The organism is Kitasatospora sp. NPDC057692, assembly GCF_042799475.1.
GTDB lineage: Bacteria > Actinomycetota > Actinomycetes > Streptomycetales > Streptomycetaceae > Kitasatospora.
The window spans coordinates 61282-84412 of record NZ_JBHVIV010000016.1 but is presented as its reverse complement, the minus strand read 5'-3'; the positions used below and the strand labels follow the sequence as shown (position 1 = coordinate 84412).

General features: G+C 74.9%; 20 protein-coding genes. 13 read left to right on the top strand and 7 right to left on the bottom strand.

Going from position 1 to position 23131, the window contains the following annotated elements:
• Positions 1-38 precede the first annotated feature (38 nt).
• The 4 genes from ACFVFS_RS12505 to ACFVFS_RS12490 all read left to right on the top strand — a co-directional run bounded on the left by ACFVFS_RS12505 (position 39) and on the right by ACFVFS_RS12490 (position 5815).
• Positions 39-1442, top strand: a complete 1404-nt coding sequence (locus tag ACFVFS_RS12505; protein ID WP_380623115.1) for an NADP-dependent succinic semialdehyde dehydrogenase — start codon at positions 39-41, stop codon at positions 1440-1442.
• Positions 1443-1783: 341 nt separating this feature from the next.
• Positions 1784-2239 carry an RICIN domain-containing protein gene (locus ACFVFS_RS12500; RefSeq protein WP_380623113.1) on the top strand — a complete coding sequence of 152 codons (456 nt, stop codon included), beginning with the start codon at positions 1784-1786 and terminating at the stop codon, positions 2237-2239.
• Positions 2240-2583: 344 nt separating this feature from the next.
• On the top strand, positions 2584-4005 hold the full coding sequence (locus tag ACFVFS_RS12495) for a DUF2079 domain-containing protein (protein WP_380623111.1): 1422 nt from the start codon (positions 2584-2586) through the stop codon (positions 4003-4005).
• Between the two features lie 97 nt (positions 4006-4102).
• Positions 4103-5815 carry a DUF2079 domain-containing protein gene (locus ACFVFS_RS12490; RefSeq protein WP_380623109.1) on the top strand — a complete coding sequence of 571 codons (1713 nt, stop codon included), beginning with the start codon at positions 4103-4105 and terminating at the stop codon, positions 5813-5815.
• 91 nt (positions 5816-5906) lie between these two features.
• On the opposite strand, the gene ACFVFS_RS12485 is transcribed toward ACFVFS_RS12490, so the two are convergent.
• Together ACFVFS_RS12485 and ACFVFS_RS12480 are read right to left on the bottom strand one after the other, a co-directional pair.
• Complete coding sequence (locus tag ACFVFS_RS12485) at positions 5907-6191, bottom strand: hypothetical protein (RefSeq protein ID WP_380623107.1); 285 nt, start codon at positions 6189-6191, stop codon at positions 5907-5909.
• A 35-nt stretch (positions 6192-6226) separates the two neighbouring features.
• Positions 6227-7201 carry a Ku protein gene (locus ACFVFS_RS12480; RefSeq protein WP_380623105.1) on the bottom strand — a complete coding sequence of 325 codons (975 nt, stop codon included), beginning with the start codon at positions 7199-7201 and terminating at the stop codon, positions 6227-6229.
• 172 nt (positions 7202-7373) lie between these two features.
• On the opposite strand from ACFVFS_RS12480, the gene ACFVFS_RS12475 reads away from it, so the two are divergent.
• Positions 7374-7586 carry a hypothetical protein gene (locus ACFVFS_RS12475; protein WP_380623103.1) on the top strand — a complete coding sequence of 71 codons (213 nt, stop codon included), beginning with the start codon at positions 7374-7376 and terminating at the stop codon, positions 7584-7586.
• Between the two features lie 29 nt (positions 7587-7615).
• On the opposite strand, the gene ACFVFS_RS12470 is transcribed toward ACFVFS_RS12475, so the two are convergent.
• Complete coding sequence (locus ACFVFS_RS12470) at positions 7616-8875, bottom strand: metallophosphoesterase (RefSeq protein WP_380623168.1); 1260 nt, start codon at positions 8873-8875, stop codon at positions 7616-7618.
• 267 nt (positions 8876-9142) lie between these two features.
• Here ACFVFS_RS12470 and ACFVFS_RS12465 point away from each other — a divergent pair, with 267 nt between their 5' ends.
• From ACFVFS_RS12465 to ACFVFS_RS12450, 4 genes are all read left to right on the top strand, one after another.
• The gene (locus tag ACFVFS_RS12465; protein WP_380623101.1) at positions 9143-10588 is read left to right on the top strand and encodes an amino acid permease; all 1446 of its coding nucleotides are present in this window, start codon (positions 9143-9145) and stop codon (positions 10586-10588) included.
• 167 nt (positions 10589-10755) lie between these two features.
• On the top strand, positions 10756-11673 hold the full coding sequence (locus tag ACFVFS_RS12460) for an EI24 domain-containing protein (RefSeq protein WP_380623099.1): 918 nt from the start codon (positions 10756-10758) through the stop codon (positions 11671-11673).
• Positions 11674-12269: 596 nt separating this feature from the next.
• A complete protein-coding gene (locus ACFVFS_RS12455; RefSeq protein WP_380623097.1) occupies positions 12270-12956 on the top strand; it encodes a transglycosylase SLT domain-containing protein in 687 nt (228 codons plus the stop codon).
• Between the two features lie 130 nt (positions 12957-13086).
• Entirely contained in the window at positions 13087-13644 is a 558-nt protein-coding gene (locus ACFVFS_RS12450) for a GNAT family N-acetyltransferase (RefSeq protein ID WP_380623095.1), read from the top strand.
• Between the two features lie 6 nt (positions 13645-13650).
• On the opposite strand, the gene ACFVFS_RS12445 is transcribed toward ACFVFS_RS12450, so the two are convergent.
• Complete coding sequence (locus tag ACFVFS_RS12445; RefSeq protein ID WP_380623093.1) at positions 13651-14901, bottom strand: threonine/serine exporter family protein; 1251 nt, start codon at positions 14899-14901, stop codon at positions 13651-13653.
• A 225-nt stretch (positions 14902-15126) separates the two neighbouring features.
• On the opposite strand from ACFVFS_RS12445, the gene ACFVFS_RS12440 reads away from it, so the two are divergent.
• Entirely contained in the window at positions 15127-16140 is a 1014-nt protein-coding gene (locus ACFVFS_RS12440; protein WP_380623091.1) for a glycosyltransferase family 2 protein, read from the top strand.
• A gap of 41 nt (positions 16141-16181) precedes the next feature.
• Here ACFVFS_RS12440 and ACFVFS_RS12435 read toward each other — a convergent pair whose 3' ends face one another.
• Complete coding sequence (locus ACFVFS_RS12435; protein ID WP_380623089.1) at positions 16182-16808, bottom strand: hypothetical protein; 627 nt, start codon at positions 16806-16808, stop codon at positions 16182-16184.
• A gap of 132 nt (positions 16809-16940) precedes the next feature.
• On the opposite strand from ACFVFS_RS12435, the gene ACFVFS_RS12430 reads away from it, so the two are divergent.
• Positions 16941-19886, top strand: a complete 2946-nt coding sequence (locus ACFVFS_RS12430) for an FAD-binding and (Fe-S)-binding domain-containing protein (RefSeq protein WP_380623087.1) — start codon at positions 16941-16943, stop codon at positions 19884-19886.
• Positions 19887-19917: 31 nt separating this feature from the next.
• Positions 19918-20328: a PaaI family thioesterase gene (locus ACFVFS_RS12425; protein WP_380623085.1), complete on the top strand. Its 411-nt coding sequence runs from the start codon at positions 19918-19920 to the stop codon at positions 20326-20328.
• Positions 20329-20373: 45 nt separating this feature from the next.
• Here the strand turns inward: ACFVFS_RS12425 and ACFVFS_RS12420 are convergent, their stop codons facing one another.
• The gene (locus ACFVFS_RS12420; RefSeq protein ID WP_380623083.1) at positions 20374-20841 is read right to left on the bottom strand and encodes a CBS domain-containing protein; all 468 of its coding nucleotides are present in this window, start codon (positions 20839-20841) and stop codon (positions 20374-20376) included.
• A gap of 76 nt (positions 20842-20917) precedes the next feature.
• On the bottom strand, positions 20918-21910 hold the full coding sequence (locus ACFVFS_RS12415; RefSeq protein WP_380623082.1) for a slipin family protein: 993 nt from the start codon (positions 21908-21910) through the stop codon (positions 20918-20920).
• A 168-nt stretch (positions 21911-22078) separates the two neighbouring features.
• On the opposite strand from ACFVFS_RS12415, the gene ACFVFS_RS12410 reads away from it, so the two are divergent.
• Positions 22079-22882 (top strand): uracil-DNA glycosylase, encoded by an 804-nt coding sequence (locus tag ACFVFS_RS12410; protein ID WP_380623080.1) that lies wholly within the window; start codon positions 22079-22081, stop codon positions 22880-22882.
• Positions 22883-23131 lie beyond the last annotated feature (249 nt).

Below are 23131 nucleotides of genomic sequence, written 5' to 3'. Positions count from 1 at the left end.
CGACACGTCCACCCCGCGCACCCCTGGGAGGGCCCGCGATGGCCATCGCAAGCGTGAACCCCGCGACCGGCGAGACCCTGGAGACCTTCGAACCCCTGGACGCGGCCGGCCTCGAACAGCGGCTGGCCCGCGCCGAGGCGGCCTTCCGGACGTACCGCACCACGTCCTTCGCCCAGCGGGCCGGGCTGCTCCGCCGGGCCGCGGACCTGCTCGACCAGGAGCGCGAGACGGTCGCCCGGACGATGACCGAGGAGATGGGCAAGCCGCTCACCGCCGCCCGCGCCGAGGCCGCCAAGTGCGCCAAGGCGATGCGCTGGTACGCGGAGAACGCCGAGGCCTTGCTCGCCGACGAGCACCCCGACCAGGCCGACGTGGCCGACTCCGGGGCGGCCCGCGCGTACGTCCGGTACCGGCCGCTGGGGGCGGTGCTGGCCGTGATGCCCTGGAACTTCCCGTTCTGGCAGGTCGTGCGGTTCGCCGCGCCCGCGCTGATGGCCGGCAACGTCGGCCTGCTCAAGCACGCGTCCAACGTGCCGCGCACGGCGGTGGCCCTGGAGGAGCTGTTCCGCCGGGCCGGCTTCCCGGAGGGCTGCTTCCAGACCCTGCTGATCGGCTCGGGCGCGGTGGAGGGGGTGATCCGCGACCCGCGGGTGGCCGCCGTGACGCTCACCGGCAGCGAGCCGGCCGGGCGGGCGGTCGCGGCCACCGCGGCCGACGAGGTGAAGAAGGCGGTGCTGGAGCTGGGCGGCAGCGACCCCTTCGTGGTCCTGCCGAGCGCGGACCTGGACGCCGCCGTCGCCACCGCCGTCACGGCGCGGTCGCAGAACAACGGCCAGTCCTGCATCGCCGCCAAGCGGTTCATCGTGCACACCGAGGTCTACGACCGCTTCACCGCCGCGTTCACCGAGGCGATGCGGGCGCTGAAGGTCGGCGATCCGATGGACGAGGCCACCCAGATCGGCCCGCTGGCCAGCCGGCAGGGGCGGGACGACCTGGCCGAACTGGTCGACGACGCGCGGGAGCACGGCGCCCGGGTGGAGTGCGGCGGCCGCCGTCCCGAGGGCCTGGAGGAGCGGGGCCTGGACGGCGGCTGGTTCTACGAGCCGACCGTGCTGACCGGCATCACGCCGCGGATGCGGATCCACCAGGAGGAGACCTTCGGCCCGGTCGCCACCGTCTACCGGGCCGAGGACCTGGACCAGGCCGTCGCGCTGGCCAACGACACGCCGTTCGGGCTCAGCTCCAACGTCTGGACGGAGGACCCGGCCGAGCAGGACCGCTTCGTGCGGGACATCCAGGCGGGCGGGGTGTTCTTCAACGGCATGACGGCCTCGCACCCGGCCCTGCCGTTCGGCGGCGTCAAGCGCTCCGGCTTCGGCCGGGAGCTGTCGGGCCACGGAATCCGGGAGTTCTGCAACATCACCACGGTCTGGGTGGCGTAGTTCGCGCCCTGCGCGCCCCCGGCCGGGGCCGTACGCCCCGGCCGGATCCGGCCAAGTTTCCGGACAGTCGATTGTTCCGCTTTGTCCGCCTACCGGGAAAGCGGAGCGGCGCACTTCGGGGACCGCCCTTCACATCACCCGGGCAGGCCCTCCACAAAAATCCCTTCGTTGACAAACCTGCGTAAAATCCTGTGCTCATATTCATAAAAGCTGAACCGCTTCTTTCCGAATGGCCGAACGCACGCCCATCCGAGGCGAAACAGGGCCGACGGATAAGCGTTTCCGACTACCTTCTGCGATGACCGGCCGACAGGTCGGTCACCAACGGGAAAGGAAACGCGATGAAGACCCTCAAGCGCGCCGCTGCTCTCGTCTCCTCGGCGGCCGTGCTGGCCGGCGGCATGACCGTCCTGGCCGCCGGCCCGGCGAGCGCCGCCACCGAGGTCACCCTCCAGAACGTCGCCACCAGCCGCCTCCTGGACAGCAACGGCAACGGCAACGTCTACACCCTCCCCGCCAACGGCGGCTCCTACCAGCGCTGGTACGCCACCAGCCTGGGCAACAACACCTACACCCTGCAGAACAAGGCCACCGGCCTCTACCTGGACTCCAACGGCAACGGGAACGTCTACGCGCTGGGCGGCAACGGGGGCAGCTACCAGAAGTGGGTGAAGCGCGCCTCCACCTACGGCAGCACCTACCAGAACCTGGCCACCGGCCTCTACCTGGACAGCAACGCCAACGGCGACGTCTACACGCTGGGCGGCAACGGGGGCTCGTACCAGCAGTGGAAGTGACGTGTCATCAGGATGAACGCCGGATCGGCCGGTCATCCGATGTGACTCTTCGTCACTCCTGAGCCGCCCCTTGGACATTCGGGGGCCACCCTCCCCGGCGCCTCAATCGCCGGGGAGGGCTTCCCCATGCTACGGTCCCCACTCCGGGGCCGACATACCCGGCGGCGTTCGCTCACGGCTGAACCAGCCCGCCGCCCCGGACCTCCGACCAGAATCGGCCGCAAGACCACTCGCACCCGGAACGACGGGGATGTTCAGTGACAATTAGTACACTCACATCAGCACTCCACCGCAGGACGGAGAGTGACGAGTCGTCGGTCACGTTATCCCCCGCCGACCGGCGGGTGCGGTTCCTCCCCTGGGCGGTCGCCCTCACCCTGTTCCTGGTCTACGCGTTCTTCACCGTCCGCCGCCACGAACTCCTGCTCACCAGTGGATACGACCTCGGAATCTTCGAGCAGGGCGTCCGCGGCTACGCCGAGGGCCGCGGCCCGATCGTCGAACTCAAGGGCCCCGACTTCAATCTGTTGGGCGATCACTTCTCACCCGTCCTCGCCGCCCTCGCCCCGTTCTACTGGATCTGGCCGTCCGCCAAGACCCTGCTGCTGGCCCAGTCCGCCCTGGTGGCCGTCGCCGCCGTGCCGATCTGCCGCTGGGCGCTGCGCGGCGCCGGGCCGGCCACCGCGCTGGTCGCCGGCCTCGGCTACGGGCTCTCCTGGGGCCTCGCCTCGGCGCTCGGCTTCGACTTCCACGAGATCACCTTCGCGGTGCCGCTGATCGCCTTCTCGGTCACCGCGCTCGGCGAGCGGCGCTGGACCGCCGCCGCCCTCTGGGCCGCTCCGCTGGTGCTGGTCAAGGAGGACCTCGGCATCACCGTGGCCGCCGTCGGCGCGTACATCCTGTGGCGCGGCGACCGCCGGGTCGGCGCGGCCACCGCGGTGTTCGGCGTCGGCGCCTCGCTGCTCGAACTCCTGGTGCTGCTCCCGGCGATGAGCCCCGGCGGCAGCTTCGCCTACTGGGACAACCTGAGCGGCGGCTCGGGCGGCCGGAACCTGCTCACCCTGCCGCTCGACCTGGTCACCCCGGCCGAGAAGGTCACCACCGTCCTGATGCTGCTCGCGCCGACCGTGCTGCTGGCCGCCCGCTCGCCGCTGATGCTGGTCGCGCTGCCCACCCTCGGCTGGCGGCTGCTCTCCAACAACCCGGCCTACTGGGGCACCAGCTACCACTACAGCGCCGTGCTGATGCCGATCGTCTTCATCGCCTTCGTGGACGTCCTGGTGAAGGCGCGGGAGCGGGACGGCGTGCTGCCCCGGTGGCTCGCCCGGGCGGCCCTGCCGGTCAGCGCGGTGGTCACCCTCGCCTTCCTGCCCGGCTTCGCGTTCAGCCAGCTGTTCACCCTCGACCTGTGGCGCACCCCGGCCCGGGTCGAGGCCGCCCGCTCGGTGCTGGCCGCCGTCCCGGACGACGCCCGGGTCGCCGCCTCCAACCGGCTGGTGCCGCAGCTGACCAACCGCTGCGAGGTCATCACCTTCGGCTGGCCGCAGAAGTGGTCGAGCGCCGAGTGGATCGTGGTCGACGAGGACCAGCCGATGGGCTGGCCGCTGTCCCCCGACAAGGAGCGGCAGGAACTCGCCACCGCCAAGCGCAGCGGCTACCACGTGGTCCGCAGCGAGCACGGCATCACGCTGCTGCAGCGCACGGCCGGCGGCGCCCCCGCCGCGGCGGCCGACGCGCCCGCGCCCGGCACGCCCGGATCCGGCTGACCCGCCGTCCCCGGCCGGGCGCGCACCGCCCCGTCCGGCCCGGGGCCGCCCGCCCCGCTCCGCACCTGCCCCCGTCTCCGACCAGTTCAGGGATCCCGTGCCAGTCGAAACCGGGCTCAGCCCGTCCACCCGAACGAACCGGCCGCTGCTGCCGCGCGCCGTCCGCCCGTCCGCGTCCGGCAGCGCCGGACCGCTCTCCGGGCGCCGGACCGCCGTCCTGACCCTGCTCTGCTTCGCGGTGACCGCCGCCTGCGGGCTCCAGCAGTGGTCGGCGGTCCTGCTCGGCGGGTTCGACCTCGGCATCTTCCACCAGGGCGTGGCCGGGTACGCGGACCTCGGCCTGCCGGTCTCCCCGGTCAAGAGCTACCACCACGAGTTCCCGCCCGGCTTCTCGCTGCTGGGCGACCACTTCTCGCCGATCCTGGCCGCGCTCGCCCCGCTGTACTGGATCTGGGAGGACCCGCGCACGCTGATCCTCGGCCAGGCCCTGCTGCTGGCGGCCGGCGTCCCGCTGATCCGCCGGATCGCGGCCCACTGCTTCGCCCGGCCGACCGGGGAGGGCGAGGAGGGCGTAGCGGGCCGAGCGGGCGAGGACTCCGATGCCGCGCACGCCCGCGTCGTCGGCCGGATCGCCGACCTGGCCGGCCTGGTCTACGGAATCGGCTGGCCGCTGCTGGCCGCCGGGCGCGGCGGCTTCCACGAGGTCGCCTTCGCCGCCCCGCTCATCCTGCTGATGCTCGAACGCGGCCTCGCCCGCCGCTACGGCACCGCCGCCCTCGCCGCCGCCCTGCTCTGCGCCACCAAGGAGGACCTCGGCCTGCTGGTCGGCGTCTACGGCCTCGTCCTGCTCTGGCGCAACCGCCCGCGCGGCGACCGGCAGGGCGAGCGGGCCGGCGACCGCCGCGGCCTCGCCCACGGCGCCGGCCTGCTGGTCGGCGGCCCGCTGGCCTCGGCGCTCGCCATCGTCTGGCTGATCCCCGCGATGGGCGGCCAACCGGACTACTACTGGGTGTACGGCCCGATCGGCCCGGACGCCGGGACGGCGTTCACCAACCTGCTCGGCGACCCGCTGCTGCTCCTCCGGGTCGCCACCGACGAACCCATCAAGCCGCTGCTGCTGCTCTGGCTGTTCGGCACCCTGCTCCTGCTGCCGCTGCGCTCCGCGACCACGCTCTGCCTGCTGCCGCTGCTCGCCGAGCGGGTCCTCTCCGACAACCCCAACCACTGGTCGATCGCCCACCACTACGACGCCCTGCTCTGGCCGGTACTGCTCACCGCCTGCCTGGAGGTGCTCGGCCGCCTGTACGCCCGGGGCGGGAGGCACCGGCGGGCCGCCTACGGCCTGGGCACGGTGGTGGTGGCGGGCTCGCTGGTGTGCAGCCTGCTGCTGGGCGGGATCAGCGTGCTCACCCCCGCCTTCTGGCGCCCCTCGGCGAGCAACGCCGCCCTGGTCCGGGGGGCGGCTCGGATCCCGGACGGCGCGCTGGTGGAGGCCGACAACCAGGTGGTGCCCCGGCTGGTCGGCCGTACCGACGTCGTCCTGGTGGACGCCACCCCGCGCGGGCGCGACTACGTGCTGATCCGCTCCGACACCCGGACCTTCCCCTTCCAGACCGCGGACGAGCAGGCCGACCGGATCGAGCTGCTGCTCGCCCACGGCTACCGGCAGGTCTGGGCCGAGGACGGGGTGGTGCTGCTGCACCGCGAGGGCGACGAGCCGGTGCCGGGTGCGGCCGTCCCGGACGGGAACAGCACGCCGGTGAAGGAGATCGTCCCCTCGGACGTCGGCCACAACCTGTTCAAGGGCTGAACCCGCCCGCACGGGCCGGACCCGGCCCGGTGGCCCCGGCCCGCGGTGTGCGGGCCTGGGACTCCGGGCCGGGGACTCCGGGCCGGTGGCGTCAGGCCGCGGCCATCCGGTGGCGGGCCGGGAGGGACGTCCGCCAGCGGACGAAAACGCCGACCAGGGCGAGCAGGGTGGCACCCCAGACGACGCTGAAGACGATCAGCATCGGCAGCCAGGTCACCTGGGAGGCGACCGCGCCGAGGCCGAGCGAGAGGCCGACCATGAAGACCACGGCCGTCGGGGTGAGGCTGCACAGCCAGTGCAGGGCCCGGTGCGCCCAGCTCGGGTGCTCCGGTGCGTCGGGGCCGGTGTCCAGGGCCTTGTAGGTGATGAGGTCCATCGGCTATCGCCTCCGGGGGTGTCGGTCGGGGGAGGTCACGAGGCCTTCCGGGGAGTGGTGGACTTCCGGGTCGCGGTCTTCTTCGCGGCGGGCTTCGCCGTCTTCTTGGCCGCCGTGGTCTTCTTCGCGGCGGCACGCTTGCGCGGGGCGGGCTTCTCCTCGGCCTCCTCGGGCTCCTCGGGTTCCTCCCCCGCCCCGGTCCGCTCGCCCTGCTCGGCGCGCGTACGGCCCGGGTGGGCGTCCTTGGCCTGCCGCAGACTGCTGCGCAGCGCCTCCATCAGGTCGATGACGTTGTCCGGAGCCGCCGCCTCCTCCTCGTGCGGCACCTCGACGCCCTGCAGCCGGGCCTCGATCACCTGCTGGAGCGCCTGCTGGTAGTCGTCGTGGAGCTGGTCGAGGTCGAAGTCCTCGGAGAGCGTCGCCATCAGCGAGCGCGCCATCTTCAGCTCCTGCGGCCGCACGGTGACGCCCTCCTCGGGCGCGATGCCGGCCGCCGGGCGGACCTCGTCCGGCCAGATGCAGGTCTGGAGCACCAGCGTGCCGTCGTGCACCCGCAGCACCGCCGGGGACTCCCGGGTGCGCAGCGCGATCTTGGTGACGGCGATCTGCCCGGACTCGACGAGCGCGTCGCGCAGCAGCGCGTAGGGCTTGGCGGCGGCCTTGTCGGCGACCCCGACGTAGTAGGCCTTGGAGAACATCAGCGGGTCGATCTCGCCCTCGTCGACGAAGGCCAGCACGTCGATGATCTTCTTGCTGGGCAGCGGGAGGTCGGCGAGGTCCTCGTCGGTGAGGGTCACGGTGCGGCCGTCCGGCGACTCGTAGCCCTTGGCGATCTCCGCGTACGGGACCTCCTTCTCCTCCCGCTCGCAGTACCGCTTCATCCGCACCCGGCCGCCATCGCTGGCGTGCACCTGGTGCAGCGGGACGTCGTGCTCCTTGGTGGCGGAGTACAGGTGGACGGGGATCGAGACCAGGCCGAAGCTGATCGTCCCCTTCCAGGTGGTCTGCATGGGGGTCGCTCCTTCCCGGAGCCGTCCCGGCGGTTCGCGCTGCCCGGGGCAGCCGGCCCCGGGGTTTCCACTCTGCCCGGGTTCGCCGCGTTCGGCCACAGGATGCCGCCGGGGTGCCGTCCGGCGGACAATGGACGGCGGGCCGAAGGGCGGGACGGAAGGCGGGTGCGCGATGCGCGACACCGGGCCGGCCCCGCCGCCGGCCGCCACGACGTACCGGGTGCGGTACGCGCTGGCCGGGGCGGCGGGGGTGCGGCACGCCGAGGTCACCGTGGTGCCGGGGTACTCGCGGGAGCGCGACATCCCGGCGATCCTGGCCGCGCGGCTCACCGGGCGGCCGGCGGACGCGCGGCGGATCGTCCTGCTGGAGGTGGCCGAGGCCTGAGGCCCGGGGACCCCTCAGGCCCGGGCCCCTCAGGCCCGGAGCGAGGCCAGGGTGACGACGGTGATGTCGGACGGCGCGCCGACCCGGACCGGCGGCCCCCAGGCCCCGGCGCCCCGCGTCACGTAGAGCTGGGTGTCGCCGTAGCGCTCCAGCCCCGCGACGGTGGGGTTGGCCAGCTCCGCGATCAGGTTGCCCGGCCAGAGCTGCCCGCCGTGGGTGTGCCCGGAGAGCTGGAGGTCGACGCCGTGCCGGACCGCGTCGTGGATGGTGACCGGCTGGTGCGAGAGCAGGACGGCGGTGCGGGCCGGGTCGCGGTCGCCGAGCGCCTTGCCGAAGTCGGGGCCGTCGCCCTCCCGCTCCCCGGCGACGTCGTTGATCCCGGCGAGGTCGAAGCCGCCCAGCTCCACCCGGGCGTTCTGCAGGGGGTGGACGCCCAGCTCCCGGACGAAGTCCACCCAGGGTGCCGCGCCCGAGAAGTACTCGTGGTTGCCGGTGACGAAGAACGCCCCGTCCCGGGCCCGCAGCTGCGCCAGCGGTTCGGCGTCACGGCCGAGTTCGGGCACCGTGCCGTCGACCAGGTCGCCGACGATGGTGATCAGGTCGGGCTTCGCGGCGTTGATGGTGTCCACGATCCGCTGGGTGTGGGCGCGGCCGAGGATCGGGCCGAGGTGGATGTCGCTGACCACGGCGATCCGGTAGCCGTGGGCGCCGGCCGGCAGCTTGGCGAGCGGGACGGTGACCTGCTTGAGCCGCGGTCCGCGCAGGACGCCGTAGGTGCCGTTGCCGACCACGGCCGCCGCCGCGCCGGAGGCGCCGAGCGCGACCGCCCGGGCGACGAACAGCCGCCGCTCCGGCGAGGGGGCGGTCCGCACTGACGCGCCGTCACCCTCCTCGGCGGGCACCGCCCCGACGGGCTCCGGGGCCTCCTCCGCGGCGGCCGCCTCCGGAACGGCCGCGGCCGGTATCGCGCCGCGGCGGGCCGGCAGGCGCAGCAGCAGCGGCCGCAGCAGTTCGCCGACGCCGAGCGCGATCAGCAAGTACAGCAGCACCGGCAGCCAGAGGAATCCCGGCCAGGCGAGCCAGCGCTCGACCGCCATCGGGAACGCCCGCCCGCCGACCAGCGCGCCGATCGAGAGCACCGGCAGGACGACGGCGAGCACCGTACCGGCCCGGCGCCAGCGGCCGCCCGGCGCCGACACGTCGCGCACCAGCCGCCGCCAGAGGTACCAGTGGACGAGGGCCAGCAGGGCCAGGACGAGGAGGGCGCCGAGCACCACGAGGACGATCATCACCCGAGAAGTATGGACGGCCGCCTGACAAACCCCGCCGGAGGGCCCCAACTTGCTGCCGCTGCGTCAGATTTGAGCTTTCCGTGAGCCCTTTCCACCCGCACTGACCTGGCCTTTTTCGTCCGCTGACCGAACACTTCGCAGCGCCTTGTTCCGATAGCCGGAGGTAGCGACTAGGTTGCACCGCAATGCGCGGATCCGTCCCCCACCCTCCGGCGTTCGAGCCGAGGGTCAGGCCGCGCCGGAAAGGCACAGGGCACCCTCACGATGCGTGCGGACACCACCACCACCCGGGCCGGATCCTCGCCGGCCGGCTCCTCTGGGCACTCCCCCGGCCACGGCGGCGACGGCCACCTCAAGGCCGGGCTCAAGAACCGCCACCTGTCGATGATCGCCATCGGCGGGGTGATCGGCGCGGGCCTGTTCGTCGGCTCCGGCGCGGGCATCGCCGCCACCGGCCCCGGCATCCTGCTCTCCTACGCGCTGGCCGGCGTGCTGGTCGTCCTGGTCATGCGGATGCTCGGCGAGATGGCGGCGGCCGACCCGCAGAGCGGCTCCTTCTCGGCGTACGCGGACCGGGCGCTGGGCCGCTGGGCCGGGTTCACGATCGGCTGGCTGTACTGGTTCTTCTGGGTGGTGGTGCTGGCCGTCGAGGCCACCGCCGGCGCGAAGATCCTCAACAACTGGATGCCGGGCGTGCCGCAGTGGGCGTTCGCGCTGATCGTGATGGCCGTGCTGACCGCGACCAACCTGGGCTCGGTCGCCTCCTACGGCGAGTTCGAGTTCTGGTTCGCCGGGATCAAGGTGGTGGCGATCGCCGCCTTCCTGGTGGTCGGCACGCTGGCCGTGTTCGGCCTGCTGCCGGGCACCCACGCGGTCGGCGCCGCCAATCTGACCGGCCACGGCGGCTTCCTGCCGCACGGTGTGGGCGCGGTGTTCACCGGCATGCTCACCGTCGTCTTCGCCTTCATGGGCAGCGAGATCGTCACCCTGGCCGCCGGCGAGTCCGAGGACCCGGAGAAGGCGGTCAGCAAGGCGACCAACAGCGTCATCTGGCGGATCGGGATCTTCTACCTCGGCTCCATCCTGCTCGTGGTGACCCTGCTGCCGTGGGACTCCGCGGCCGTCAAGGGCAGCCCGTACGTCGCGGTGCTGGAGCACGTGGGCATCCCGGGCGCCGGCCGGGTGATGGACGTGATCGTGCTGACGGCCGTGCTGTCCTGCCTCAACTCGGGCATGTACACCGCCTCCCGGATGGCCTTCTCGCTCGGGCGGCGCGGCGACGCGCCGAAGGCCTTCGCCACGGTGACCAAGCGCGGCGTGCCGCGGGTGGCGATCCTCTCCTCGGTGGTGTTCGGCTTCGTGGCGGTGTTCTTCAACTACACCTCGCCCGACACCGTCTTCGCCTTCCTGCTGAACTCGTCCGGCGCGGTGGCGCTCTTCGTCTGGCTCGTGATCTGCTTCTCCCAGCTGCGGATGCGCCGGATCCTCGAACGCGAGTGCCCGGAGCGCCTGACCGTCCGGATGTGGCTGTACCCGTACCTCACCTGGGCCGCGATCGGCATGATCGGGTTCGTGGTGGCGTACATGTTCACCGACGCCGACGGTCGGAAGCAGATGTACCTGTCGCTGGTCGCCGCGGCCATCGTGCTGGCGGCGTCGGCCGTGGTGGGCCGCCGGCGGCGGGCCGCGGCGGTGGCGCCGGCATCCTGAGCCGGCGCGCAGTACCGTCCGCGGGCACCGGGCCCGGGAGCCGTTGCGGAGGCTCCCGGGCCCGGCCGCGTTCCGGCACCGGGGCCGGGCCGGGTGCCGGTTCCGGTGCCGTTCCGTGACGGACCGGACATGACCCGGCGACGCTCCGCCCCCTACCCTTTCCCCTCATGCGAGATCTTGCAGCGGGGATGGGGTACCTGGCCAAGGGCCAGAAGTGGGTGGCGCGGCACGGCCGCTGGTGGGCGTTCGGGATGATCCCGGCACTGATCACCCTGGCCGGTTACGCGGTGGCGCTGTTCTTCCTGGCCGGCTGGGCCGGGGACCTCGCCGAGTGGGCCACCCCGTTCGCCGACGCCTGGTCCTCGTTCTGGCAGGACCTGCTGCGCACCACGCTCGCCGCGGTGGTCTTCGTCGGCGGGCTGCTGCTGTCGGTGCTCACCTTCACGGCGGTCACCCTGCTGGTCGGCCAGCCGTTCTACGAGGAGCTGTGCGAGAAGGTCGACGAGACCGAGGGCGGCGCGCCGACCCCGCCGGAGGTGCCGCTCTGGCGCGAGCTGGTGGTGGCGGCCCGGGACAGCCTCTTCGTCCTGGTGCGGGCCGGCGGCTTCGGCGTGCTGCTGTTCGCGGCCGGGTTCGTCCCGGTGGTCGGGCAGACCGTGGTGCCGGTGCTGGGCTTCCTGGTCTCGGGCTTCTTCCTCACCCTGGAGCTGACCTCGGTCGCCCTGCAGCGGCGCGGGGTGCCGCAGCGCGAGCGGCTGCGGCTGCTGCGCGGGCGGCTCGGCCTGGCCCTCGGCTTCGGTGTGCCGCTGGTGCTGGGCTTCCTGGTCCCGCTGGTGACGGTGGTCGCCATGCCGGGCGCGGTGGCCGGCGCCACGCTCCTGGCCCGCGACCTGGTGCCCGTCGAGGAGGAGCCGGCGACGGAGGACGGCGCCGGGGAGCCGGACGCGGCGGCCGTCCCGGAGCTGCCGGACTACGACGCCCGGCGGCCCGTGGCGGGCAACCCGTACGCCGACGGCCCCCCGCAGGGCAACCCGTACGCCGACGCCCCGCACCCGGCGAAGCCGAACCCGCACCACAGCGCGTGAGCGGACCGTCACCCCGCGTCCACCCTGGCCCCGTCCGGGTGTGAGGCCCCCCACAGGGGTCGGGCGGTCTACTGCCGCCGATAGTGGACTGCCGCCCGGCGGCGCGCCGCCGGGGCTCCGCGGTACGCCGCCCGGCGGGACCGGGCGCGGCCGATCCTGCGGCACCCGGCCGGAACAACCCAGGCGGAGGCCCGGTTCGGACCATTGGTTCGTCGACGACCGCTGAGACCCGCCCATCGATTCACCAAAACGGATAAATCACCATGAAGCGCCCGGCAGCGGCCGGGCGCTTCGCCGTTCCGGCCGCCCGCTCCACTACCGCCCGTCGTAGCAGGCCGCTTTGCCGCCCCCGCCGGGCTCTGCCAAGAATGGCCGTCGCCAGGCAGCGCGGCCGGTCCGCCGCCGCGCACCCCGTCCCGCCCCGCCGTCCGCACCGGGGCACCACCACGGCCGTCCCGCGGGCCGCCGCGGGCCGCTCCCCGGAGCCGGTCCCGCTCGATGCCCGGCACCCGCGCCACCGCCCCGCCCGGGGCCGGCACGCCCCGACGGCCACCGAGGCCCCGACGGCACCCCGACGGAAAAGGATCGTCCGCTCCATGCAGCTCAGCCATGCCCGCCGCAACTCGCTGATCACCGGGATCACCACCCTGGTGGTGGCGAGCGCGGCCACCGCCGCCCTCGCCGTCCCGGACAGCGGGACCGCCGTCGCCGAGGCCCCCGCCGCCGCGGTGGTCGGCACCGCCGGCGACCCCTCGGCGGACGCGCAGGCCGCGGCGCAGGCGCAGGCCCAGGCGGACGCCCAGGCGCAGGCCGCCGCCCAGGCCGCCGCCGCACAGGCCCAGGCCGAGGCGGACGCCGCCGCACAGGCGCAGGCCGCCGCCGCACAGGCCGAGGCCGCGGCGCAGGCCCAGGCGGACGCGAAGGCCAGGGCCGACGCCGAGGCCGCCGCGTCCCGCTCGCAGGAGCGCTCCGCCCTGACCGCCAAGCCCTCCTACTCCGGCAGCCCGCGCGAGATCGCCGCCCAGATCGTCCCGGCCGGCCAGCTCCAGTGCTTCAACAACATCGTGTCCCGCGAGAGCAGCTGGAACGTCACCGCCACCAACCGGAGCTCCGGCGCCTACGGCCTGGTCCAGGCACTGCCCGGCTCCAAGATGGCCTCGGCCGGCGCCGACTGGCGCACCAACCCGGCCACCCAGATCAAGTGGGGCCTGAACTACATGAACTCCCGCTACGGCAGCCCGTGCGGCGCCTGGGCGTTCTGGCAGTCCCACCACTGGTACTGAGCCGCCCCGTCCGCCTCCCCCGAGCCCGCAGGCCCCCGCCCGCGGGCTCGCGGCGTTCCTCGCCGGCGCCCCGCGAGCTGGCCGAAATCCCGGTGGCCGCGCGCGCGTCCGGGACGCGAGAGTGGGACCCATGGATCATGTGAGGCTCTCCGACGGGGTCGTCACGCTGACGCCGTTCCGGGCGGCGGACATCGACGCGCACCTGGCGGGCGAGGACGAGTTGCTGGTGCGGTGGCTGAACGGCGGGCCGAGCACCCGGGCGGGCACCGAGGAGTACGTGCGGCGGTGCACCGCGCAGTGGGCGTACCGGGGGCCGGCCCGGGTGTTCGGGATCCGGACCGGTCCGGAACCGGTGCTGGCCGGCACGATCGACCTGCGGTTCGCGATGCCGTGCCTCGGCCCGGGGCAGGTCAACATCGCGTACGGCCTCTACCCGGCCTGGCGCGGGCGCGGCCTGGCGACCCGGGCGGTGCACCTGGTGGGCCGGTACGCGGCCCAGGAGGGTGCGGCCGAGGGCGTCATCCGGGTCGACCCGGAGAACCTCGCCTCGGCGGCCGTGGCCCGGCGGGCCGGCTTCCGGTACGCCGGGCGGTGGACGGAGCCGACCGGGCAGCGGCTCGACCGGTACGTCCGCGGGCTGGCCGAGGCGCCCGCCGTGGCCCGGACCGCGGCCGCCCGGGCGGTCTGAGCCCCCTCAGGGCAGCCGCTCCGGGCCGCGCCGCACGGCCGCCAGCACCTCGCCGGTGAGCAGCCCGACGGCGATCGCCGTCACCAGGGTGACCAGCTCCACCAGGTCGCGGAACCCCCCGATGGGGTGCCCGCCGGCCAGGTCGGTGAGGCCCCGCATGCCGAGCGAGCCGACGGTCAGGGTGAAGAAGCCGGGCAGCAGCAGGATCAGCCGCGGCGGCGCCCCCGGCCGGGCGGCGAGCCGGGTCGCGGCGGCGCTGAGCACGACGGCTGCGGCGAAGGTCCCGGCCACCTCGCCCGCCAGCCAGGTGGCCAGGCTCTGCGCCGCCACCGTCAGGTAGACCAGGAGCAGCAGCACCGGCCCGAACCGGGCGGGGACGGCGAAGGCCAGCACGGTGCCCGCGGTGAAGACGATCCAGGCGGTGAACAGCGCCCAGCGCGGCAGGTCCTGGTCGGCCGTCAGATCGAACAGGGCGTGCCGGTCCCGGCCGGTGACGGCGAGTCCGATCAGGATCCCGACGTACAGCTGGAGCAGCAGGAACACCGCGTGGACCAGCCGCACGGCGCCCGGGGTGAGGTACCCGGCGGCGAGTTCGGCGACGGCGGCGCTCAGGTAGTCGCCGGGCACGAAGAAGAACAGCGCGGGCAGCATGATCAGCACCGGTCCGCCGTGCGCCGGGGTGCGGGCGAACACCAGCAGCGCGATCACCGAGACCGCCACGGCCGCCGCCAGCGGCAGAACCGGGCCCAGCCGGGGCCGGCGGCCCGCCGCCAGCGCGAGGGCCGCACTCACCGAGGCCAGCACGGCGGTGGAGCCGACCTCCCACCAGGTGGGCTGCATCAGCGGGGCGAAGCCGAGGGAGAACAGCACGATCCCGAGCGCCTTCGCCCACCAGGGGTACGGCGGCGGCGAGGTGTCGACGGCGGCGAGCCGCCCGGCCGCGGCGGGCAGCGCGAGCCGGCCGGCCGCGAGGTCGGCGAGCAGCACGCGGACGGCGGCCAGCCGGTCGAGGCGGAACACCTCGGGGAACGCCCGGACGGTCACCGTGCTCGTCCCGCCGCCGGAGGTCACCTCCAGCACCGCGCCCTCCGGGACCACCAGCAGCCGCGCCGAGCCGCCGAGCGCCCGGGCCGCCCCGGCCACGGCCGGCTCCAGCTCCTGGACGCCCTCGCCGCTGTTGCGCAGCAGCACGGTGGTCAGCCGGGCCAGGAAGGCGGTCAGTTCACCCACCCGGGGCGGCCGCGTCAGCTGCTCCACCCGCCCGCCTCCGTCCGTGCCCGCCGTGCCGACGCCTCCAGCCTGCCCGCCGACCCGGGACGGCGCGCGCCGGGGCCGCAGCCGGGGGATCCCGGTCCTGACGTGGACGCGCCCGGGGCAGTCGGTGAAGATATGGCGCACGTCCGTATGATTTGACCGGATTGCCCCACCTACGGACCGTCAGGGCTTTGCCACCGTTCGCAGGCGCTCCTACGCTCCCGCGTCATGCCCTCACCCCTGATCAGCGTCGTGATCCCCGCCTACGACCAGCGGAAACAGCTCGCGGACTGCCTGGACTCGCTGCTCGCCCAGTCCTTCCGCGACTTCGAGGTGCTGGTGGTCGTCGACCGCTCCCCCGAGATCCCGGCGCAGCTCGCCGAGCGCTACGCGGCCCGCCACCCCCAGGTCTCCGTGCTGCGCCTCGACGCGGCCGTCGGCGTCGGCGTCAGCCGCAACGCGGGCGCCGCCCACGCCCGGGGCGAGTACCTGCTCTTCCTGGACGCCGACCACCTGCTCGCCCGCGACGCCCTGGGCGCCTTCGCCGAGCGGCTGGACCGGACCGGGCCGGTCGACCTGCTGCTCTTCGGCCACACCCGTCAGCACAACGGCCGGGACTGGCCCGGCGGCGCCGAGGCACTGCTCGCCGAGGTCGGACCCGAGGCCTTCGCCCCGCTGGACCACCCGGAACTGCTGGGCGCGCCCGCGCTGATCTGGGACCGCCTGGTCTCCCGCGCGCACTGGCTCCAGCAGGGCCTGACGTTCCCCGACGGCCGGTACGAGGAGATCCCGCCCGTCCACCGGGCGATGCTGACGGCCCGCCGGATCGCCGTCCTGCCGCGCGCCGCCGTGCAGCTGCGCCGCCGGGAGACCGTCCACCCGACCGGCTCGCCGGGCGGCAGCAGCTTCGACATCTTCGAGCAGTACGAGCGGAGCTTCGCGCTGCTGGACGTCCTGGACGTCCCGGACGCCGTCCGGGAGGCGCTGTTCACCCGGATGATCCGGCACTACCTGTTCGTCTTCGACCTGGCGGGCTGCGTGGCCCGCGCGGAGCGCCCGCAGTTCTTCCACCGGGCGGCCGAGCACCACCGCCGCTTCCAGCCGCCGGGCCACCGGCGCCCGGCCGGCCGCGAGGGCGTCAAGTTCTCGCTGCTGGCGGGCGGCGCCTACCCGGCGTTCGAGGTCGCCAAGCTCTCGCACATCGCCGCCAGCACCCTCACCGGAGCGGCCCGCCGCCGGTAGGGGCGGACGGGCCTGGGGCGGAGGGGCCGGTGACCGGGCGGTCAGACGTGCGCGGTGCCGCCCTCGGCGGCGAGGGCGGCGGCGATCCGGCGCAGGGTGTCGGCGCGGGCCTCGTCCGGCAGCGGCGGCAGGAGGTCCATCCACAGCGGCAGGGTCGAGCCGAGCAGCTGCCGCTGGCCCTCGGGACGGGCGATCAGCCACAGGTGCAGGTGGGCCGCGCCGTCGCCCCAGCGGCTGACGTGCACCCGGCCGATGCCGCCGAGCCCGAGCACCGCCCGCTCCACGCGCTGGAGCACCGGGCCGAGCTCGGCGGCCCGGGCCGGCGGGAGGTCGAGCAGGTCGTGGTGGCCGCGCGGGTTGAGCAGCAGCACGGCGGGCAGCCCGTGCGGCCGGCCGTAGGCGCGCAGCCGCCAGTGCTCGTCGGTCCAGACGAAGTCCTCGTCCGGGCGGCCGCACTCGCCGCACTCGGCCGGGCCGGCCTCGCCGTGCCGGGGCGGTTCGGGCAGCTCGGGGGCGTCCAGCGGCCGCACCCGCAGCCCGCCGCCCTCGGACGGCTCGTACGGGAAGATCTCCCAGGACGGCGCGGCGTCCTCCGGGATCGGGAGGCGCTCGCCGGCCGGCAGGTGGGCGAGGAAGGGGCGGGGGGCGTCGTGAGGGTCGATGATCACGGACACCGACCCTGCCAGACGCCCCGGGCGCCCGGCCAGCCCTTTCCCGGTACCGCCCGCCGGTCCCGGCTGCGATGATCGGCTCAGCCGCACCCGCCGCCGGCAGGCACCACCGCCCCGGGAGGACCGCCCGTGAGCCGACCCGACACCGCGCCCGGCACCGACCTGGCCCGCGAGCTGTCCGCCGTGCTGCGCGGCGAGGTCCGCTTCGGCGCCGCCGAGCGGACCGTCTACAGCCACGACGCCTCCAACTACCGCCAGCTGCCGCTCGGCGTCGTCAAGCCCGCCGACCTCGACGACGTGCGCACCGCGCTCGCGCTCTGCCGCCGGTACGCGGTCCCCGTGGTGGCGCGCGGCGCCGGGACGAGCATCGGCGGACAGGCGATCGGCCCCGGCGCGGTGGTGCTCGACTTCCGCCGCCACCTCGGCGCCGTGCTCGGCGTCGACCCCGAGCGCCGCACCGCGCGGGTCGAGCCCGGCGCCGTCCTGGACGACCTGCAGCGCGCCGCGCGCCCGTACGGCCTGCGGTTCGGCCCCGACCCGTCCACGCACAGCCGCTGCACCCTCGGCGGCATGATCGGCAACGACTCCTGCGGCGCGCACTCGGTGGCCTGGGGCCGGACCGCCGACAACGTCGAGTCGCTGGACCTGCTGCTCGCCGACGGCACCGAGCTGACCGTCGGCGGCCCGCTCGGCCCGGACGGGCGCGCCGCGCTCGCCGCCCTGCCCGGGCGGGCCGGCCAACTCCACCACCGGCTCCAGGAGTTCACCGACCGGAACCTGGCCGTCATCCGGCGCGGCATGCCCGCCCTGCCGCGCCGGGTCTCCGGCTACCCGCTGGACGCGCTGCTGCCCGAGCGCGGCCACGACCTGGCCCGCGCGCTCACCGGCACCGAGGGCACCTGCGCGCTGCTGCTCGGCGCCACCGTCAAGCTGGTCGAGGACCCGCCCGCGCGCGCCCTGGTGCTGGCCGGCTACCCGGACGAGACGGCCGCCGCCGACGCCGTCCCCGCGCTGCTGCCGCTCGGCCCGCTCACCGTCGAGGGCATGGCCGCCGACCTGATCGCCGCGCTGCTCGCCGCCGGGCCGCGCCCGCCGGCCCTGGACCGGCTGCCCGACGGCACCTGCTGGCTGTTCCTGGAGACCGGCGGCGCGACGGCGGCGGAGGCGCTGGACGCGGCCCGCCGGATCGCCGACGCCGTACGGCGCGAGCGCACCGCCGCCGTCGCCGTGGTCACCGACCCGGCCGAGCAGCACCAGCTGTGGGCCGTGCGCGAGGCGGGGGCCGGGATCGTCACCCGGCTCCCCGGGGGCGGGGAGGCGTGGCCCGGCTGGGAGGACTCCGCCGTCCCGCCGGAGCGGCTCGGCGACTACCTGCGCGAGCTGCGCGCGCTGCTGCGCCGCCACAGCCTGCGCGGCGTACCGTTCGGGCACTTCGGCGAGGGCTGCGTCCACCTGCGGATGGACTTCCCGCTGGCCGCGCCCCACGGGGTGCTGGTCTTCCGGGAGTTCCTGGAGCAGGCCGCCGATCTGGTGGTCTCGTACGGGGGTTCGCTCTCCGGCGAGCACGGCGACGGCCAGGCCCGCGGCGAGCTGCTGCCGCGCATGTACCCGCCCGAAGTCATCGAGCTGTTCCGGGAGTTCAAGCGGATCTGGGATCCGGAGCGGCTGCTCAACCCCGGGACCCTGGTCGACCCGCGCCCGCTCGACGCCGACCTGCGGTTCACCGGCCCGGTGCTGCCGCTGCCGCTCGCCCTGCCGTACGAACAGGACGGCGGCAGCCTCGCCAAGGCGGTGCGCCGCTGCGTGGGCGTCGCCAAGTGCGTCGACCCGACCACCGGGGTGATGTGCCCCAGCTACATGGCCACCGGCGAGGAGCGGCACTCCACCCGCGGCCGGGCCCGGCTGCTCGCCGAAATGCTGCGCGGCGGCGGCCGGTCCGGGGGCGCGATCCCGGACGGCTGGCGCTCGGCCGAGGTCCGCGAGGCGCTGGACCTCTGCCTCGGCTGCAAGGGCTGCGCGAGCGACTGCCCGGTCCACGTCGACATGGCCACCTACCGGACCGAGTTCCTGTACCAGCACTACCGGCACCGGCCGCGCCCCGCCGCGCACTACGCGCTCGGCCGGCTGCCGCACTGGCTGCGCGCCGCCGCCCTGGCCCCCGGCCCGGCCAACACCCTCGCCCGCTCACCGGCGGCGGGCGCGCTCAAGCGGCTCGCCGGGATCGATCCGCGCCGGGTGCTGCCGGTCCTGCCGCCGGAGACCTTCACCCGCTGGTACCGGCGCCACCGCGCGGCCGCCGGCCCGGCCCCGGCCGGCGCGCCGCCCGTGCTGCTCTGGCCGGACACCTTCGCCAACCACCTGCAGCCGGAGGTGCTGCGCGCGGCCGTCGAGGTGCTGGAGCACCTGGGCTTCGACGTCCGGCTGCCCGCCGGCCCGGTCTGCTGCGGCCTGACCTGGTACTCCACCGGCCAACTCCCGGGCGCCCGGCGGGCGATGCGGCGCAGCCTGGCCGCGCTCGCCGCCACCGGCCTGCCCGCCGGGACCCCGGTCGTCGGGCTCGACCCGAGCTGTACCGCGACCCTGCGGGAGGAGGTGCCGCGACTGCTCGGCGCCGAGGGCCGCCCGCTGGCCGAACGGACCCGCACCTTCGCCGAGTTCATCGACGAGTACGCGCCCGAGGCGCCGCTGCCGCAGCTGCCGGTGGACGCCGTCACCCAGACCCACTGCCACCAGCACGCCGTGCTCGGCAGCGCGGCCGACCGCCGGGTGGAGCGGCGGATGGGCGTCGCCAACCGGGTCCTGGACTCCGGGTGTTGCGGCCTGGCGGGCAACTTCGGCTTCGAACGCGGCCACTACGAGGTGTCGGTGGCGATCGCGGAGCGCGTCCTGCTCCCGGAGGTCCGCGCCGCCGGGCCGGACACCGTGCTCCTCGCGGACGGCTTCAGCTGCCGCACCCAGATCGCCCAGCTGGCCGACGGCCGCCGGGCCCTGCACCTGGCGGAGCTGATGCAGCGGGCGCTGCGCGCGGGGGAGCCGCACGCACGGGAGCCGCACGCGGGGGAGCCGAACCCCTGACACCGCGCGCCCCGCCCGCCACAATGGCGGCATGACCCTCACCACCGCCGAGGCGGACGCGATCCTGGCCGACAACTTCGCCCCCTGGGTGCGGGCGCTCGGCCTGTCGGTGACCGACACCGGCGAGCGCCACGCCGTACTGCGCCTGCCCTGGTCCGACCAGTTGGCCAGGGAGGGCGGGGCGCTCTCCGGCCAGGCCCTGATGGCCGCCGCCGACACCGCCGGCGTGATCGCGGTGGCGGCGGCCCGGGGCGGCTTCGGCCCGATGACCACCGTCCAGCAGTCGGCCAGCTTCCAGCGCGCGGTCACCGGGCGGGACGTCCTGGTGCACGCCCGGGTCACCAAGCTGGGCCGGCGGATCGCCTTCCTGGACATCACCCTGACCGCGGAGGGCGAGGAAGACGCGGCGGCCCACGCCACCGCGGTCTACGCGCTGGCCTGAGCCGCCGGTCCTACGCGGTCACCTGAACCGGAACCGCTCGTCCCGTCACACGCCCTGCGGCGTCTCCAGCACCTCCTTCGAGCGCGGCGAGTCCTCGGCGCAGACCGCCGTCACGAACTCCGCCACCCGCGCCTGCGGCATGCCGCGGGCGATGTCCGCCTCGCTGATCATGCCGACCAGCTCGTGCTCCGGGTGGTTGATCACCGGCAGCCGGCGCACCCGGTACTGCTCCATCACCCGCAGCACCTGCTCGACGTCCTCGTCCGCCTCCACCGTCATCGGCCGCCCCTGGGCCACGTCCCCGGCCGTCACCTGCTCCGCGTCCAGCCCCTCGGCCACGCACTTGAGCACGATGTCCCGGTCGGTGAGGATGCCCAGGAGCTTCTGCCGCTCTCCGCAGATCGGCAGTGCCCCGACTCCGCGTTCCTTCATGATCCGGGCCGCGGTGGCGAGCGTCTCGTGCTCGCGCACGCACTCGGCGCCCCGGTGCATGATGTCGCCCGCATTGGTCATGATCGGCCTCCTGACGTGCCTGCCACTCCCACGTCTCCATCGTGGTCCGGTGCCGGGAGCCCCGCCACCGGGCCCGCTAGGTCGCGTCCTCCTCCCCCTCCCCCTGCCCCTCCGCCTTCCCCGCTCCGCCGCCCTCGCGCCGCTCCGGCGGGTCCAGCGGCGAGCGGTCCAGCACCTCCTCCAGCGGCGGCAGTTCCAGCTGTTCCATCCGCTCCATGCCGGGCAGCGTCGGCGCCTCCGGCTCCGCCTCCACCTCCCCCGCGTCCTCGCCGGCCGCGTCCCGCTGTTCGACCCCGCGCCGGTGCGTCTCGGCCGCGCTGTCCAGGAACCGCAGCAGTTCCACCGGGAACGGCAGCACCAGCGTCGAGTTCTTCTCCGCCGCGACCTCCACCACCGTCTGCAACAGCCGCAGTTGGAGCGCCGCCGGGGTCTCGCTCATCACCGCCGCCGCCTCCGACAGCCGCGCGGACGCCTGGTACTCGCCGTCCGCCGTGATGATCCGCGCCCGCCGCTCCCGCTCGGCCTCCGCCTGCCGGGACATCGAGCGCTTCATCGCCTCCGGCAGGGCGACATCCTTGATCTCCACCCGGTCGATCTCGATCCCCCAGCCCAGCGCCGGGCTGTCGATCATCAACTCCAGGCCCTGGTTGATCGGTTCGCGGTTGGCCAGCAGGTCGTCCAGTTCGCTCTTGCCGATGATCGACCGCAGCGAGGTCTGCGCCACCTGGGAGATCGCGAAGTTGTAGTCCTGCACGTTGACGATCGCCTTCACCGGGTCCACCACCCGGAAGTACACCACCGCGTCGACCCGGACGGTCACGTTGTCCCGGGTGATGCCCTCCTGCGCCGGGATCGGCAGCGTCACGATCTGCACGTTCACCCGGCGCAGCCGGTCCGCGACCGGCATCAGCGCGACCAGCCCCGGGTCACGCACCTCGTCGCGCACCCGGCCGAAGCGGAACACCACACCCCGCTGGAACTGCTGCACCACCCGCAGGCTCAGCCCGCCCACCACGGCCGTCAGCAGCAGCACCGCGACAATGACCCCGACCACCACATCGACGACCATGACGGCCTCCTCGCGCAGCAGCGAGCCCCGACCGTCGCCGACCCGACCCGGCCGCCGACCGCCGGAACCACTGCTTCCACGCTACGCCTGCCCGGCCGCCGGGAGCGCCGCGCGGCCCGCTCCTCGGGCGGACAACGGGAGTCCGCGGGCAGGCCTAGGATCATCGCCATGCCGCAGCCGCAGCTCCCCGCCGGCCCGCCGGACCCCGCCGACGACCCGGACCACCCGCGCCACCCCGCCGCGGCCGCCGCCCGCGCCGCGGACCTCACCGCCCTCGACCGCGTCGTCACCGGCTGCCGGGCCTGCCCGCGGCTGGTCGAGTGGCGCGAGGAGACCGCCCGCACCAAGCGCCGCGCCTACCTGGACTGGGACTACTGGGCCCGCCCGATCCCCGGCTTCGGCCCGCCCGACGCCCCGCTCGTCCTGGTCGGCCTCGCCCCCGCCGCGCACGGCGCCAACCGCACCGGCCGGATCTTCACCGGCGACCCCTCCGGCGACCTCCTCTACGCCGCCCTCCACCGCCTCGGCCTCGCCAACCGCGCCGAGTCCGTCCGGCACGGCGACGGCCTGGCCCTGCACGGCGTGCGGATCACCGACCCGGTCCGCTGCGCCCCGCCCGACAACAAGCCCACCACCGCCGAGCGCGACACCTGCCGCCCCTGGATCGCCCGCGAGCTCGACCTCCTGCGCCCCACCGTGCGCAGCGTCGTCGCCCTCGGCGGCTTCGCCTGGCAGGCACTCCTCCCCGCCCTCGACGCGGCCGGCTGGACGATCCCCCGCCCCCGCCCCGTGTTCGGCCACGGCGCCCACGCCACCCTGCCGTCCCGCGCCGGCGGCCCACCGCTCGACCTGTACGGCTGCTACCACGTGAGCCCGCGCAACACCAACACCGGCCGCCTCACCACCGCGATGCTCCGCGACCTCCTCCGCACCGCCGCCCGCACCGCCGGCCTCACCCCGACCGACGACTGACCCCACCCCCCGACGGGCTCAGCACGGGCCACGCCGCACCCCGAACAACACCACCACCAGCCGGCTCACCACGGCCGTGCCGCGCAGCCGGACTCAGCCTCGACCACACCACCCTGACCGCCCAGGACACAGCCCCGCCACTGTCAGCGCACGGCCACCTCTACACCGCCGGAATCGATCCCGCCCAGGTGCGCCCCCCAGACAGACCGCACCCACCCCAGCCCGAGCAACACCCCCACCGGCCGGCTC